This is a genomic window from Streptomyces umbrinus, assembly GCF_030817415.1.
Classification (GTDB): domain Bacteria; phylum Actinomycetota; class Actinomycetes; order Streptomycetales; family Streptomycetaceae; genus Streptomyces; species Streptomyces umbrinus_A.
On record NZ_JAUSZI010000002.1, the window covers coordinates 1995568 to 2008755 of the forward strand.

Annotated in this window: 13 protein-coding genes and 1 tRNA gene; 4 read left to right on the plus strand and 10 right to left on the minus strand. The window is 71.2% G+C overall.

Annotated features, from left to right (window positions below; all coding sequences use genetic code 11):
• The first annotated feature begins 141 nt into the window (after positions 1 to 141).
• Positions 142 to 858, plus strand: coding sequence for a methyltransferase domain-containing protein (locus QF035_RS09485; protein ID WP_307519583.1), 717 nt, complete (start codon positions 142 to 144; stop codon positions 856 to 858).
• A 76-nt stretch (positions 859 to 934) separates the two neighbouring features.
• Here QF035_RS09485 and QF035_RS09490 read toward each other — a convergent pair.
• Positions 935 to 1008: transfer RNA gene (locus tag QF035_RS09490), tRNA-Pro, on the minus strand.
• 174 nt (positions 1009 to 1182) lie between these two features.
• Here QF035_RS09490 and QF035_RS09495 point away from each other — a divergent pair.
• Both QF035_RS09495 and QF035_RS09500 read left to right on the plus strand, forming a co-directional pair.
• Complete coding sequence (locus QF035_RS09495; protein WP_307519584.1) at positions 1183 to 1887, plus strand: transketolase; 705 nt, start codon at positions 1183 to 1185, stop codon at positions 1885 to 1887.
• 72 nt (positions 1888 to 1959) lie between these two features.
• Positions 1960 to 2874 carry a transketolase family protein gene (locus QF035_RS09500; RefSeq protein WP_307519585.1) on the plus strand — a complete coding sequence of 305 codons (915 nt, stop codon included), beginning with the start codon at positions 1960 to 1962 and terminating at the stop codon, positions 2872 to 2874.
• A 24-nt stretch (positions 2875 to 2898) separates the two neighbouring features.
• On the opposite strand, the gene QF035_RS09505 is transcribed toward QF035_RS09500, so the two are convergent.
• The 9 genes from QF035_RS09505 to QF035_RS09545 all read right to left on the minus strand — a co-directional run bounded on the left by QF035_RS09505 (position 2899) and on the right by QF035_RS09545 (position 11001).
• A complete protein-coding gene (locus QF035_RS09505; protein WP_307519586.1) occupies positions 2899 to 4266 on the minus strand; it encodes an MFS transporter in 1368 nt (455 codons plus the stop codon).
• Positions 4263 to 4442 carry a hypothetical protein gene (locus QF035_RS09510; protein ID WP_307519587.1) on the minus strand — a complete coding sequence of 60 codons (180 nt, stop codon included), beginning with the start codon at positions 4440 to 4442 and terminating at the stop codon, positions 4263 to 4265. The genes QF035_RS09505 and QF035_RS09510 overlap by 4 nt, the downstream gene beginning before the upstream one ends.
• A 209-nt stretch (positions 4443 to 4651) precedes the next feature.
• Positions 4652 to 5011: an MmcQ/YjbR family DNA-binding protein gene (locus QF035_RS09515; RefSeq protein ID WP_307519588.1), complete on the minus strand. Its 360-nt coding sequence runs from the start codon at positions 5009 to 5011 to the stop codon at positions 4652 to 4654.
• A 97-nt stretch (positions 5012 to 5108) separates the two neighbouring features.
• A complete protein-coding gene (locus tag QF035_RS09520; protein ID WP_307519590.1) occupies positions 5109 to 5663 on the minus strand; it encodes a GNAT family N-acetyltransferase in 555 nt (184 codons plus the stop codon).
• The gene (locus tag QF035_RS09525; protein WP_307519591.1) at positions 5660 to 6256 is read right to left on the minus strand and encodes a helix-turn-helix domain-containing protein; all 597 of its coding nucleotides are present in this window, start codon (positions 6254 to 6256) and stop codon (positions 5660 to 5662) included. The genes QF035_RS09520 and QF035_RS09525 overlap by 4 nt, the downstream gene beginning before the upstream one ends.
• A 46-nt stretch (positions 6257 to 6302) precedes the next feature.
• Positions 6303 to 7208 (minus strand): LysR family transcriptional regulator, encoded by a 906-nt coding sequence (locus QF035_RS09530; RefSeq protein WP_307519593.1) that lies wholly within the window; start codon positions 7206 to 7208, stop codon positions 6303 to 6305.
• A 93-nt stretch (positions 7209 to 7301) separates the two neighbouring features.
• Positions 7302 to 8507 (minus strand): glycine C-acetyltransferase, encoded by a 1206-nt coding sequence (locus QF035_RS09535; protein WP_307531006.1) that lies wholly within the window; start codon positions 8505 to 8507, stop codon positions 7302 to 7304.
• A 9-nt stretch (positions 8508 to 8516) separates the two neighbouring features.
• Positions 8517 to 9545 (minus strand): L-threonine 3-dehydrogenase, encoded by a 1029-nt coding sequence (gene tdh, locus QF035_RS09540; protein ID WP_307531008.1) that lies wholly within the window; start codon positions 9543 to 9545, stop codon positions 8517 to 8519.
• A 271-nt stretch (positions 9546 to 9816) separates the two neighbouring features.
• Positions 9817 to 11001, minus strand: a complete 1185-nt coding sequence (locus QF035_RS09545) for a Gfo/Idh/MocA family protein (RefSeq protein WP_307519594.1) — start codon at positions 10999 to 11001, stop codon at positions 9817 to 9819.
• 302 nt (positions 11002 to 11303) lie between these two features.
• On the opposite strand from QF035_RS09545, the gene QF035_RS09550 reads away from it, so the two are divergent.
• Positions 11304 to 13187: a DUF2264 domain-containing protein gene (locus QF035_RS09550; protein ID WP_307519595.1), complete on the plus strand. Its 1884-nt coding sequence runs from the start codon at positions 11304 to 11306 to the stop codon at positions 13185 to 13187.
• The last annotated feature ends 1 nt before the right edge of the window (position 13188 follow it).

Sequence of the window (13188 nt, forward strand, 5' to 3'; positions counted from 1 at the left end):
GCGTAGCCAAGTTCGCCGTCCCACTTCGCGTCCGCGTCCGAGATCCTATGCTTTGGGCACCTAAGGCGGAAAGAGGGGGGATGCCTGGTGAGCCCAGCAGTGCGGGGAACGTCAGCATTGAAGTCGGGGGTCAAGCGGCTCTTGGGACGTGCGGGATTCGACATCGTGCGCACCAACAACAACCGGGGCGGAGTGGACGACTTCATCCCCTTCGAGGCAACGATGCGGGCCGCACGGGCGGCCGGCCTGTCGGTCGGTGACTACATCGACGAGGTCATGAACGGGACGCCTGGCGCCACCCAATTCACCATCGATGAACTACGCGCTCTCGGCGTCTTCACCGCCAACCCGGACACGGTGCTGGAGATCGGCCCCGGGTCCGGACGGTACCTGGAGAAGACACTGAAGGAGTGTTCACCAGGCCGCTACGAGATCTACGAGACGGCTGCGCCCTGGTCCGACTACCTGGTGGACGCGTTCAGCGTGGTCGCCCAGCCGACCGCAGGATGCAGTCTCGCCTCGACACCCGACGGCAGCGTCGACCTCGTTCAGGCTCACAAGGTCTTCAACACCGTGACCTTCCTCTGCGCCTCCCGCTACTTCTTCGAGATGGCACGGGTCACGCGCCCCGGTGGCCGGATCGTCTTCGACGTCATGACCGAGACCTGCCTGGACCCGGCCACAGTGCGTGCCTGGGCGACGAAAGGCGGCACCGGTCACGGTTCCTACCCGGCCGCCATGCCTCGCCAGACGTGCGTGGACCTCTTCGCGACCCTCGGCTGCAGCCTGGAGGCCGGCTTCCTGGCCCCCATGGGCATCGCCTCCACCGAGGTGCTCGTCTTCGGAAAGGAGGCTTGACCGGCGACAGCCCGGTGGGGCTCGACATACGAAAAGGGTCTTCGCAGGCTCTCACCTGCGAAGACCCTTCGCCCTGTCGGGACGACAGGATTTGAACCTGCGACCCCTTGACCCCCAGTCAAGTGCGCTACCAAGCTGCGCCACGTCCCGTTGCCCGTTGTGACCTGGGGTTTCCCCTGGTTGAACGCGCACGGAAACAATACCGCACTCGGGTCGGTGGTCGAGCACTCCTTTTGTCCCGGTGACCGCCTCGTCCCGGTGACCGCCTCGTCCCGGCGGTCGCCGCTTGACCTCAACTTTGATTGAGGTTGCACGATCGTCCGTATGACGACGACAACGGTGAATCGCGGTTACGGATATGCGGACCTGCCTGGCCTGATGGAGCTGATGAGCGGGGACGAGAAGCACGGACCAGCGGCGACATCCACGCTCGACGCGCTCTGGGTGCTCTACGACAGGGTGCTGCGGGTGACACCGGAGAGGGCGGACGATCCGGAACGGGACCGGTTCCTGCTGTCCAAGGGGCACGGACCGATGGCGTACTACGCGGTGCTTGCCGCGAAGGGCTTCGTACCGGTCGACTGGCTGCCGGGCTTCGGCTCGTACGACTCACCGCTCGGGCACCATCCGGACCGCGTGCTCGTACCGGGTGCCGAGATCGGCAGCGGTTCGCTCGGGCACGGGCTGCCGATCGCGGTCGGTACGGCGCTGGGTCTGCGCGCCCAAGGACTGCACGACCCTCGCGTGTGGGTGCTGGTCGGGGACGCCGAACTGGACGAGGGCAGCAACCACGAGGCCATCGCGTACGCCGGTCCGGCCGGGCTCGACCGGCTGCACACCGTCGTGATCGACAACTCCTCCGCCAGCTACGCGCTCCCCGGCGGGATCGCCGCGCGCTTCGAGGCCGCGGGCTGGTCGGCCGAGACCGTCGACGGACGGGACCACGACGCCCTGTACGCCGCCTTCACCGCCCCTCACCCGGGACGGCCGCGCGTGGTCGTCGCCCAGGTGGAGCCGAAGACCGCCTGAGCCGGTCACCCGCGCACCCACGCCCGCACCCACCCAGGCACCCCCGCACTCCCACAACGGAGGACTTTCCCCATGGACACCATGCGTGACCGCTTCGCCCCCGTCGTCTCACGGCTGCTCGACGAGGATCCGCGCGTCGCGGTCGTCCTCGCCGAGATCGGTGTGGCCGGATTCGAGGACGCGCGGCACCGGCATCCGGACCGCGTGATCAACATCGGCATCCGGGAGCAGTTGCTGGTCGGGGCGGGCGCGGGCCTCGCACTGACCGGGCTGCGGCCCGTGGTGCACACCTTCGCCAGCTTCCTCGTCGAGCGGCCCTTCGAGCAGGTCAAGCTGGACCTCGGGCACCAGGACGTGGGCGCGGTGCTGGTCAGCGCCTCCGCGTCCTTCGACTGGCCCTCGGGCGGCTACACCCATATGTCACCCGGCGACATCGCCCTGCTGGACACGCTCGACGGCTGGACAGTGCATGTCCCCGGCCACCCGGACGAGGCCGAGACCCTGCTGCGGCACGCCGTCGCGGCGGGCGACGACAAGGTGTACGTACGGCTGTCCGTGCAGTCGAACGCCGAGGCCCTCGCCGTCGACGGAGCCCGCTTCCGCACCGTCCGCGAGGGGCGGGCCGGTGTGGTCGTCGCCGTCGGACCGATGCTCGACGCGGTCCTCGCCGCCACCGAGGGCCTCGACGTCACCGTGCTGTACGGCACGACCGTGCGCCCCTTCGACTCGGCCGCCCTGCGCCGGGCCACGGATGCCGCCGGGACCGACGTCGTCCTCGTCGAGCCGTACCTGGCCGGCACGTCGACGGCGGCCGCGAACGACGCCCTCGCGGACCTGCCGCACCGCGTCCTCGGCCTCGGCGTCGGCCGCCGCGAGCTGCGCCGCTACGGGCAGATCGAGGAACACGTGGCCGCGCACGGGCTGGACGCCCGGTCATTGCGGGAGCGTATCGGCGGGTTCCTGGGGGCGACGCGGGTCAGCGCGTAGGCCGCCGGGCTCCCGGGCCGGGCTTCAGCTCTTCCCGCCGGTGCACGTCCGTCTCTCCCCCAGTCCGTCCCCTCGCCCGTCCCCTTGTTGTCTGTCCCTCTGGCTGTTTCCTCCGCCGCCGGTATGCGCAGGGCGGGCCGTCCCCGTGGACGCGTGCGACAGCGACCGCGACGTCGGCGCCTCGGCCCGCACCAGCCCTCGTATCGCGGGCACCGAGAGCAGTGCCGTCGCCACGATGAGGGTCATGGCGCCGGCCACGAGGAGGACGTTGTCCGCACCGAGGGCCGCCGCGGCCGGGCCTGCGAGGGCCTGGCCGACCGGCATCATGGCCAGGGAGCCGGCTATGTCGTAGGCGTGGATGCGGTTGAGGGCATCGGGCGGGACCTGGGTCTGCACGCTGGTCGCCCACATGACGCCCCAGAACGACAGGCCCGCGCCCGCTGTCGCCGCACCGGCCGCCATCGCCGCCACTCCGAAGCCCGCTCCCACGGCCGCCGGGAAGCAGGCGAAGGAGAAGAGGGCGAGCGAACCCGCGCGCAGCATGTGCCGAGGACGCAGGCGCAGTGCGATCAGGCCGCCTATGACCGTGCCCGCGCCGAGGGCGGAATTGACCAGGCCGTAGGCGCGCGGCCCGTGCTCCTGGACGACCTCCGTCGCGACCAGCGGGACAGTCGGGCCCCAGACGGAGATCATCAGGACGCACCAGATGACGATGACGCCCCACAGCCACGTACGGGATCTGAACTCCCGCCAGCCCTGGACGAGATCGGCCCCGAAGCCGTTGGTGCGGGCCCGGTGGCCGGGGTCGGCCGGAGGCAGCCGGAGCAGCAGGAGACACAGGGCGCTCAGGGCGTACGTCGTGGCGTGGGCCGCGAAGACTCCGCCCGGTGAGGCGAAGGCGACCAGCAGGCCGGCGAGCGCGGGGCCCGCCAGTTGGGCCGTGGACTCCGCGACCCGTATGGCACCGTTGGCCGCCTGGACGTCGGTGGCGAGCCGAGGCACCGTGCTGGCGACGCCGGGCTCGAAGATCGCGGCCGCAGCGCCGTTGACCGCGCCGATCACACAGATCTGCCAGAGCACCACATGGCCGGTGAAGAACAACGTGGCGGCAACCGACTGGCTGCCCAGCCGCACCACATCGGCGCCGATCATCAGCAGACGGGTGCTGAACCGGTCGGCGAAGACCCCGCCGAAGATCACCAGACCCGCGAAGCAGGCGGCCGACGCGGCCATGGCCAGGCCGACGGCCCCCACCCCGTAGCCGTGCTGCAGCAGTCCCGCCGCCAGCGCCACCGGCAACATCGTGTCGCCCAGCTTGGCGACGGCCCGCGCGGTGAAGAACAGTCCGAAATCCCGCGACCAGACCTTCCGGAGCCGGGCGCCGCCACTCACATCACGACGCCCGGGCCCACGGCCAGCGCCACGGTGGCTGCCGCCCGCGTTGCGGCGACTACCACTCGCGTCACGGTGATTGCCGCCCGCATCACGATGACCGGCGCCAGCGTCACGCCGATCCGCGCCCAGGCCACGCCCTCCGACACCAAGGCCACGGCCGCCGGCGCTCTCATCCTCCCCCGACGACGGCACCCCGCCCGAGGACAACCCTCCCCCAGCCATCCCCCTCACACCCCTCCCCCACCGACCGACTCCTCGACGGGACCACCGCGCCCCACCGCGCCGAGCTCCCCACCCGCCTTCGGATCATGCCACGCGGCACTGACAACGCCCCCAGGCGTCAGACCTCAGGCGTCAGACCTCAGGCGTCAGACCTCATCCGTCAGCCGTCGGCCGGAAGCCCCAATTCCGGGTAGGACTCCAGCAGTCGGGTCGGAGCCGCCTGCCGCCAGGAGTCCGCGAGGATGTCACGCAACTCGTCCGAGTCCTCAAGGGTCGCGAGCCGCACCCGCACCCAGGCGAAGCCCGCCTCGTGGTCGGCGATCCAGAACTTCCCGGGCTCGGCCAGCACCAACTCGTCGCGCTCCTCCTTGGGGCAGCGCACGGCGATGGAGGTCTCCTCCTCGGGCAGCGTGGCGAACATCTTCCCCGCGACCCGGAAGGTGGGCATGCTCCAGGCGATCTTCTCCGTCGTGTCCGGCAGAGAGAGGCAGATTCGGCGTACGTCTTCGGCATCCTGCATGGAAAGCACCGTAGCCAATCCCACTGACAACCACCTGCTGAGAGCCGGTACGGGAGCCTCTGAAAGCCGGTTCGGCCACCCGCTGCGAGCGGAGCGGTCAGCGACTCGCAGCAGGCTCCGAACCCTCGCCCGCCGTCACGTACTTGTAGAAGATCGTCGTCGGACGAAGCACCCCGTCCGGCGTCCGCGCGTAGTCGGGTATGACGCCCGCCCGGGTCCAACCCGCCGACCGGTAGAGCGACTCGGCCGGGCTGTCCGTCTCGGTGTCGAGGTTGAGCAGGGTCACGCCCGCCTCGGCGGCGGCGCGTTCGGCCGTCGCGAGCAGAGAACGTCCGAGTCCCTTTCCCCGCCCCTCCCGGTGCACCATCAGCTTCACCACCTCGGCGCGGTGACTGCTGTTCGGCTTGTCCGGGAAGGCCAGGCTGACGGTGCCGACGATCCGGTCCCGCGTGTACGCGGCCCACACGGCGAGACCGCCCTCCGCGAGCACGTGCGCCCGCCCCCGCCACCAGTCCACGGCGGCCGCGCGGTCGAGCGGGGCGAGGAAGCCGACCGACGCTCCCTCATTGACGGTGTGGGTCAGCAGATCGGCCAACTCATCAACCGATCGCAGAAGTTGGTCGGCCGTAAGCCGGACGACGGTCGTGGTCATGGCAGCACCACCGCCAGCACGTAGCGCGCGTCCTCGGGGCCGGTGGACCGGAAGCGCGTCGGCCCCCACACCCGCAACCGCAGACAGTCGCCCGCGTCGAGCCGGTGTCCGGTGTCCTGGGCCGTGACCTCAAGCCGCCCGGCGAGCAGCCAGATGTGCTGTTCGAGGCCGGGTACGGGCGGCCGGTCGTACGCGATGTCCGCGCCGGCCGCGAGCCGCCCCTCGACCAGTTCGCCGCGCAGCCCGGCATGCGGCGGGGACACGGAGCGGCGTACGAAACCGGACGCCCTGTCCTCCCATACGGCCTGGTCGGCGGCTCGTACCAGCAGGGCGGGCTCCTCCTCGACCTCGCTGAGCAGCTGCGACATGGTGCGGCCATAGACCCCGCACAGTCGGTTCAGGAGCGAGGCCGTGGGGCTGATCTCCGCGCGCTCGGCCCGGGACAGGGTCGACCGGCTCACCCCGCTGCGCTCCGCCAACTCACCCAGGGACCAGCCTCGTTCGGCCCGCAGCTCGGCCAGTCGCACGCCGAGCCGGGCATCGACGGGGTCCGGTCCGGCGCCGGCCGCGTCAACATCCTCACCATGTCTCATATTCGGGATGCTATCCCACATGTGAAACGCGACGGCGGCGCGGCGCTCATCCCACCGGTGCGGCCTCCCCCAGCGCCTCCAGTACCGGCCGGATCAGCGGATGCTCCTCGGCGCCCCGGCGCACGGCGGCGAAGACCCGGCGCGTGGGTGCGACCCCGTCCACGGGGCGCACGACCACACCCGAGAGATCCATGCCGCTCAGGGCCGAGCGCGGCACCAGGGCGACCCCCGTGTCCGCCGAAGCGAGCGCGACGACCGCGCGGAAGTCGTCCGAGGAGTGCTCGAGACGGGGCTGGAATCCAGCGTGCTCGCAGGCCAGGACCACCACGTCGTGGCAGGGGTTTCCGGGGTACGGGCCGATCCACGGGTCCTTGGCCAGCTCGGCGAGCGGCACCTCCGTACGGTCGGCGAGGCGGTGGGTCACCGGGACGACGGCGTCGAACGGCTCGGCGTACAGCGGGATGTGGGCGAGGCGGGGGTCGTCGGCGTCCGGCGCGCCGCGGTACTCGACGGCGACCGCCACGTCGACCTGCCGGTCGAGCACCATCGGCAGGCTGGCGTCGCCCTCGGCGTCCTGGACGCGGATGCGGATGCCGGGCGCGGTCCGCGCGAGCCGGGCCACGGCGGGCGCGACGACCAGGCCGATGCCGGTCGCGAAGGAGGCGACCGTGACGGTGCCCGCCGAACCCGAGTCGTACGCGGCGAGCTCGGCCTCGGCCTTCTCCAGCTGCGCGAGGACCGCGTTGGTGTGGCTGAGCAGGATCTCGCCGGCCGGAGTAAGGCGTACGCCCCTGGCGTTGCGCTCCACCAGCCGGTGGCCCGTCTCCTGCTCAAGGGCGGTCAGCTGTTGCGAGACGGCGGAGGGCGTGAGGTAGAGCGCGGCGGCAGCGGCCGTCACCGTGCGATGGTCCGCCACCGCACGGAGGATGTGGAGCCGCCGCGCTTCGATCATGTGACCGATTCTCTCAGAGGTTCGCGCTCACCCTGCTGCTCCGGTCCTCAGCCCCTCCGCGGCGCCGGGCGCCCGACCTCGTTCCCTCCGCGCTCAGGCCTTCGTCTCCGCCTCCAGCTCCGCCCGCGCCGCCACGAAGGCGTCCACCGCCCTGTTCACGTCCGCCGTCGAGTGCGCGGCGGACAGCTGTACGCGGATGCGGGCCCGGCCCTGCGGGACCACCGGGTACGAGAAGCCGATCACGTACACCCCGCGGTCCAGGAGCAGCTCGGCCATGCGTCCGGCGACGGCCGCGTCGCCGATCATGACCGGGGCGATGGCGTGGTCGCCGGGGAGGATGTCGAAGCCCTCCTCGGTCATCCGGGAGCGGAACAGCGCGGTGTTCGCGGCGAGGTGCTCGCGCAGGTCGCCCGCCGACTCCAGCAGGTCGAGGACCTTGAGCGAGGCGGCGGCGATCACCGGGGCCAGGGTGTTCGAGAAGAGGTACGGGCGCGAGCGCTGGCGCAGCAGGGCGACGATCTCGGCGCGGGCGGCGACGTAACCGCCGGAGGCGCCGCCGAGGGCCTTGCCCAGAGTGCCGGTGATGATGTCGACGCGGTCCATGACGCCGTGCAGCTCGGGGGTGCCGCGGCCGCCGGGGCCCACGAAGCCGACGGCGTGCGAGTCGTCGACCATGACCATGGCGTCGTAGCGGTCGGCGAGGTCGCAGATCTCGCGCAACGGGGCCACGTACCCGTCCATGGAGAAGACGCCGTCGGTGACGATCAGCCTGCGGCGGGCGCCGGCGGCCTCCTTCAACTGCTGTTCCAGGTCCGCGAGGTCGCGGTTGGCGTAGCGGAGGCGGCGGGCCTTCGAGAGGCGGATGCCGTCGATGATCGAGGCGTGGTTGAGGGCGTCGGAGATCACCGCGTCCTCCTCGCCGAGGAGGGTTTCGAAGACGCCGCCGTTGGCATCGAAGCAGGAGGAGTAGAGGATCGTGTCCTCCTGGCCGAGGAAGGCGGAGAGGCGCTGTTCGAGCTCCTTGTGCACCTCCTGCGTACCGCAGATGAAGCGCACGGACGCCATGCCGTAGCCCCAGCGGTCGAGGGCCTCGTGAGCTGCGGCGATCACCTCGGGGTGGTCGGCGAGGCCGAGGTAGTTGTTCGCGCAGAAGTTGAGGACCTCACCGGGGCGGCCGCCCGCGGTGACGTTCACGGTCGCGGACTGCGGGCTGCCGATGACGCGCTCGGGCTTGTGCAGTCCGGCGGCGCGGATCTCGTCGAGGGTGGTGCGGAGGTCGTCGCGTACGGAGTCGAACATCATCAGTCCTTAGTGGGTCCAGTCGAGGATGACCTTGCCGCCGCGGCCGCTCGCCGCGTCGGCGAACGCCGCCTCGTGGTCGCGGTAGCCGTAACGGCCGGTGATCACGGGGGCGAGGTCGAGACCGCCTTCGAGGAGGACCGACATCGCGTACCAGGTCTCGAACATCTCGCGGCCGTAGATGCCCTTGATCGTGATCATGGAGGTGACGATCCGGGACCAGTCGACGGCGAACTCCTCGGACGGCAGTCCGAGCATGGCGATCTTTCCGCCGTGCGTCATGTTGGCGAGCATGTCGCGCATCGCGACGGGGTTGCCGGACATCTCCAGGCCGACATCGAATCCCTCGCGCAGGCCGAGGGTGCGCTGCCCGTCGGCGATGGTCGACTCGGCGACGTTCAGCGCGAGGCTGACACCGATCTTGCGGGCAAGCTCCAGGCGCTCCTCGCTGACGTCGGTGACCACGACGTGCCGGGCGCCGGCGTGCTTGGCGACGGCGGCGGCCATCAGCCCGATGGGTCCCGCGCCGGTGATCAGTACGTCCTCCCCGACCAGCGGGAACGACAGCGCGGTGTGCACGGCGTTGCCGAACGGGTCGAAGATCGCGGCGACGTCGAGGTCGACGGAGACGCGGTGCACCCACACGTTGGACGCGGGCAGCGCGACGTACTCGGCGAACGCGCCGTCGCGGCCGACGCCGAGCCCCACCGTGGCGCGGCACAGATGGCGCCGCCCGGCCTGGCAGTTGCGGCACTTGCCGCACACGAGGTGGCCCTCGCCACTGACCCGGTCGCCCACGGTGATGTCGCCGACGTCGCGGCCCGTCTCGACGACCTCGCCCACGAACTCGTGGCCGATCACGAGCGGGGTCGTGATCGACTGCTGTGCCCAGCCGTCCCAGCTGCGGATGTGCAGGTCGGTGCCGCAGATCCCGGTCCTGAGGACCTTGATCAGTACGTCACCCGGTCCGACGACCGGCTCCGGTACGTCCATGAGCCGGAGTCCCGGCTCAGCCTTCTCCTTGACCAGCGCCTTCAACACGGCTCCCGTGTACGAGGGTTCCGGGCCTGGGCATGCCGAGGCAGGCCCAGGCCCGGAGTGAGGGGTGGCGTCACGGCAGCGGGCATGGCGGGTGGGCCATGCGGGAGCGCCTCTCAGCGGCTGCGGCGCTCCACTGCCTTCGCCGAGAAATCTGCCGTACGCGGGCGCTGCGGTCCATCGAGGTTTTCTTAAGCTCCGCCGCAGCTTTCCTTCACGCCTCGCTCTCCTTCCACAAATCCGCTCCCCTCCCACGCATCCCCCGTCCCCGTCAGCGTGTCTGCCCCCTCTCGAAGTACGCGACCAGCTCGGCGTCCAGCGGCGGCACCTCGTGCGGAACGCCGCCCCCGCGCAGTGACTCGGTGGCCCGGAATCCCGCCGCCACCGCCATGCGCGCGGCCACCGGGGACGTGTCGGTGCGCCCTCCCTCGCGCACGAACCGCAGGAACTCGTCGATCAGCAGCGGGTCCGCGCCCCCGTGCTCGGCGTCCTGCTCCACATCGGGTATCAGGTACTCGGCGTCGGCCTCGGCCCGGTATCCAGAGCGGCGGAAGTTCCACACCTTCACCACTCCCCCCGGCCCGTCCCCGAAGTTCTCCAGGCGCCCCGCGTCGCCGATGACCGTGTAGTTGCGCCAGTAGTCGGGCGTGAAGTGGCACTGCTGGTAGGCAGCCAACACCCCGTTGTCCAGGCGCATGTTGACGATCGACACGTCCTCGACGTCGATGACGGGGTTGAGGGCCCGCTGGGTGTGCGGCGGCCAGTGGCCGTCCTCCGTGTACCAGTCGTCGGCCTTCGGCTCACCCGGCGAACGGCGGTGCGGACTGCCGCCGTACACCATCAGGTCGCCGAACGCCTGTACCTGCCGGGTGTATCCGCCCGCGAGCCAGTGCAGCACGTCGAGGTCGTGGGCGCCCTTCTGCAGCAACAGGCCGGTGGTGCACCGGCGTTCGGCGTGCCAGTCCTTGAAGTACCAGTCGCCTCCGTAGCCGACGAAGTGGCGTACCCACACCGTCTTGACCGTCCCGATGTCGCCGCGCAGGACGAGGTCGCGCATCATCCGGATCACCGGCATGTGGCGCATGTTGTGGCCCACGTACAGCCGGGTGCCCGTCTCGAAGCCCGTGCGCAGGATGAGGTCGCACCGGTCGATGGTGATGTCCAGGGGCTTCTCGACGAAGACGGGCTTGCCCGCACGCAGCGCCTCGCAGGCGATGTCGGCATGGGTGTGGTCCGGGGTGAGGACGAGCACGGCGTCGACGTCCGGGTCGTCGACGACCTTGCGGTGGTCCTCTACGGTCCGGACGCCGGGGATGCGGTCGGCGGCGCGGTCCCGCAGTGCCGGATCGTGTTCGGCGACGACGGTCACGCGCGAGCCCCGGCCGGGCCGGTGGACGATGCGCGCGAGCGAACCGCGCAGGCCGAAGCCGAGGGCGCCGAGACGCAGGTCGGTCATGGGGTGCCTTCCCGTTCGGTGACGAGGAGTCGGGTCCGGCGGCAGGAGACCCGGCCGTGTTCCGCCGAGGAAGCCGTGCCCACCTGCGCCGGAGTCAACTTCCCATCGGCCGAGGCGTTCCGGGAGAGCGCACGAGGGCCGCACATACGAACAGGGCCGACCACATGCGAACAGGTCTCACTGTGTGCGCACACGACACATGGCATACGCACACAGCACAATTGATCTGTCGGCCCCCACCAGCCGTATCCCTCTCCGGAACCTGGAATCGCGCCCGGGAACAGAGGAGTCGGAACCCAGCCATGCCCGCACCGCATGTATCCCTGCCGCCCATCGACCACGTCCTGTCGCCGCACACCGGCTGGACGCGGGCGCACTGGGAGGCGCTCGCCGACCGGCAGCTCGAAGCCCTGGTCCCGTACGCGACGCCGGGCCTCGCGCAGTACCGGCTGCCCGGGCGGACCTCGTGGTCGGGTGTCGTCTCGGACGGGCTCGAAGGGTTCGCGCGGTCATTCCTGCTGGCCTCCTTCCGGATCGCCGGGGCGCGGGGCGACGTCGATCCCCGTCTCACAGAACGCTACGCGCGGGGTCTGACAACGGGCACCGACCGCGACAGCGGCGAGGCCTGGCCCGAACTCACGGACTGCTCCCAGCAGATGGCGGAGGCCGCCTCGGTCGCCGTGGCGCTGCACGAGACCCGCCCGTGGATCTGGGACCGGCTGCACACCGAGGCGCAGGAGCGGGTCGTGGACTGGCTGTGGGGTTTCGTGGGCCGCCGCACCTGGGACAACCACTGGCGGCTCTACCAGGTGGTGGCCGAACAGTTCCTGGCCTCGGTCGGCGCGCCCCACCGTCAGGACGACATCGACGCCGGGCTCGACCGCCTCGACGACTGGTACGTGGGCGACGGCTGGTACAGCGACGGCGACGGCGGGACCTTCGACTACCACAACGGCTGGATCATGCACCTGTACCCGCTGCTGTGGTGCCGGATGACCGGCGGCGACGGCGGCGGGCGCGGCCACGTCTACCGGGAACGGCTCGCCCGGTTCCTCGCCGACTACCCGCGGTTCTTCGGCGCGGACGGTGCCCCCGTGCACCACGGCCGCTCCCTGACGTACCGTTTCGCCACCGCCGCCCCGGCATGGATGGGCGCCCTCGCCGGCTGTACGCCGCTGGAGCCGGGCCTCACCCGACGGCTGGCGTCGGGCACGGTGCGGCACTTCGTGGAGCGGGGGGTGCCCGACGAGCGCGGGCTGTTGCCGCTCGGCTGGTACGAAACGTTCCTGCCGATGACCCAGCCGTACTCGGGGCCAGCGTCCCCGTACTGGGCGAGCATGGGCTTCCTCGGGCTGCTGCTGCCTCCGGAGCACCCGGTGTGGACGGCACGCGAACTGCCGCTACCGGTTGAGGAGTCGGACCAGTACACCGCGCTCCCGGCCCCCGGCTGGCTGTTGCACGGCACGAAACACGACGGCATCGTCCGCCTGGTCAACCACGGCGGCGACCCCAACTCCCCGGCCGGGCCCGCCGAGGACGATCCGCACTACGCGAAGTTCGGCTACTCGACGGCGACCGCGCCCGAGGCGGCCGCCCATGCCTGGGAGCGGACCGTGGACGGGCACATCGCGCTGGTGACCCCGGACGGCACCGCGTCCCGCCGGCGCACCATCGTTCCGCTGCACTGCTCCGGGCGGACGGCCGCCTCCCGCTACAGCGCCCGACTGCCCGGCAGCGAGGAGGAGTTCCCGATCGAGACGACAAGCGTTCTGCGCGGCCCCTGGGAGATACGCGTGCACCGGGTGCTCGCGCCGACCGGCCTGACCGTCCGGGAGGGCGGCTACGCGGTCGCCGCCGAGACCCGGCCCACCGCCGAGCGGGGCCACGGCTGGGCACTGGCCCGCACGGACAACGGGCTGACCAGTGTCGTCGTCGCGCTGCACGGCTGGGACGAGGACACGGGCATCGCGCGTGAGGTCGAGGCCAACGCCTTCGGCCCGCACTCCGCGACGCCGTACCTCCGGTGCGCGGCGGGCCGTCCGGGCGGCTCCGGCGTGTACGTCACGCTGCTCGCGCTGACGCGGGACTCCGTGCACCCCCAGGCGTTACGGGAGTCGGTGTCCTGCGAGGTCGAGGGGGACGAAGTCCGGATCACGTTTCCCGAGGGGGACACCGTCTCCGTGTGAG

Coding starts and splice junctions, on each gene's coding strand:
- QF035_RS09495 (WP_307519584.1), top strand. CDS start 1,183: ATGACGACGACAACGGTGAATCGCGGTTACGGATATGCGGACCTGCCT.
- QF035_RS09500 (WP_307519585.1), top strand. CDS start 1,960: ATGGACACCATGCGTGACCGCTTCGCCCCCGTCGTCTCACGGCTGCTC.
- QF035_RS09510 (WP_307519587.1), bottom strand. CDS start 4,442: ATGAGAGCGCCGGCGGCCGTGGCCTTGGTGTCGGAGGGCGTGGCCTGG.
- QF035_RS09515 (WP_307519588.1), bottom strand. CDS start 5,011: ATGCAGGATGCCGAAGACGTACGCCGAATCTGCCTCTCTCTGCCGGAC.
- QF035_RS09520 (WP_307519590.1), bottom strand. CDS start 5,663: ATGACCACGACCGTCGTCCGGCTTACGGCCGACCAACTTCTGCGATCG.
- QF035_RS09525 (WP_307519591.1), bottom strand. CDS start 6,256: ATGAGACATGGTGAGGATGTTGACGCGGCCGGCGCCGGACCGGACCCC.
- QF035_RS09530 (WP_307519593.1), bottom strand. CDS start 7,208: ATGATCGAAGCGCGGCGGCTCCACATCCTCCGTGCGGTGGCGGACCAT.
- QF035_RS09535 (WP_307531006.1), bottom strand. CDS start 8,507: ATGTTCGACTCCGTACGCGACGACCTCCGCACCACCCTCGACGAGATC.
- QF035_RS09545 (WP_307519594.1), bottom strand. CDS start 11,001: ATGACCGACCTGCGTCTCGGCGCCCTCGGCTTCGGCCTGCGCGGTTCG.
- QF035_RS09550 (WP_307519595.1), top strand. CDS start 11,304: ATGCCCGCACCGCATGTATCCCTGCCGCCCATCGACCACGTCCTGTCG.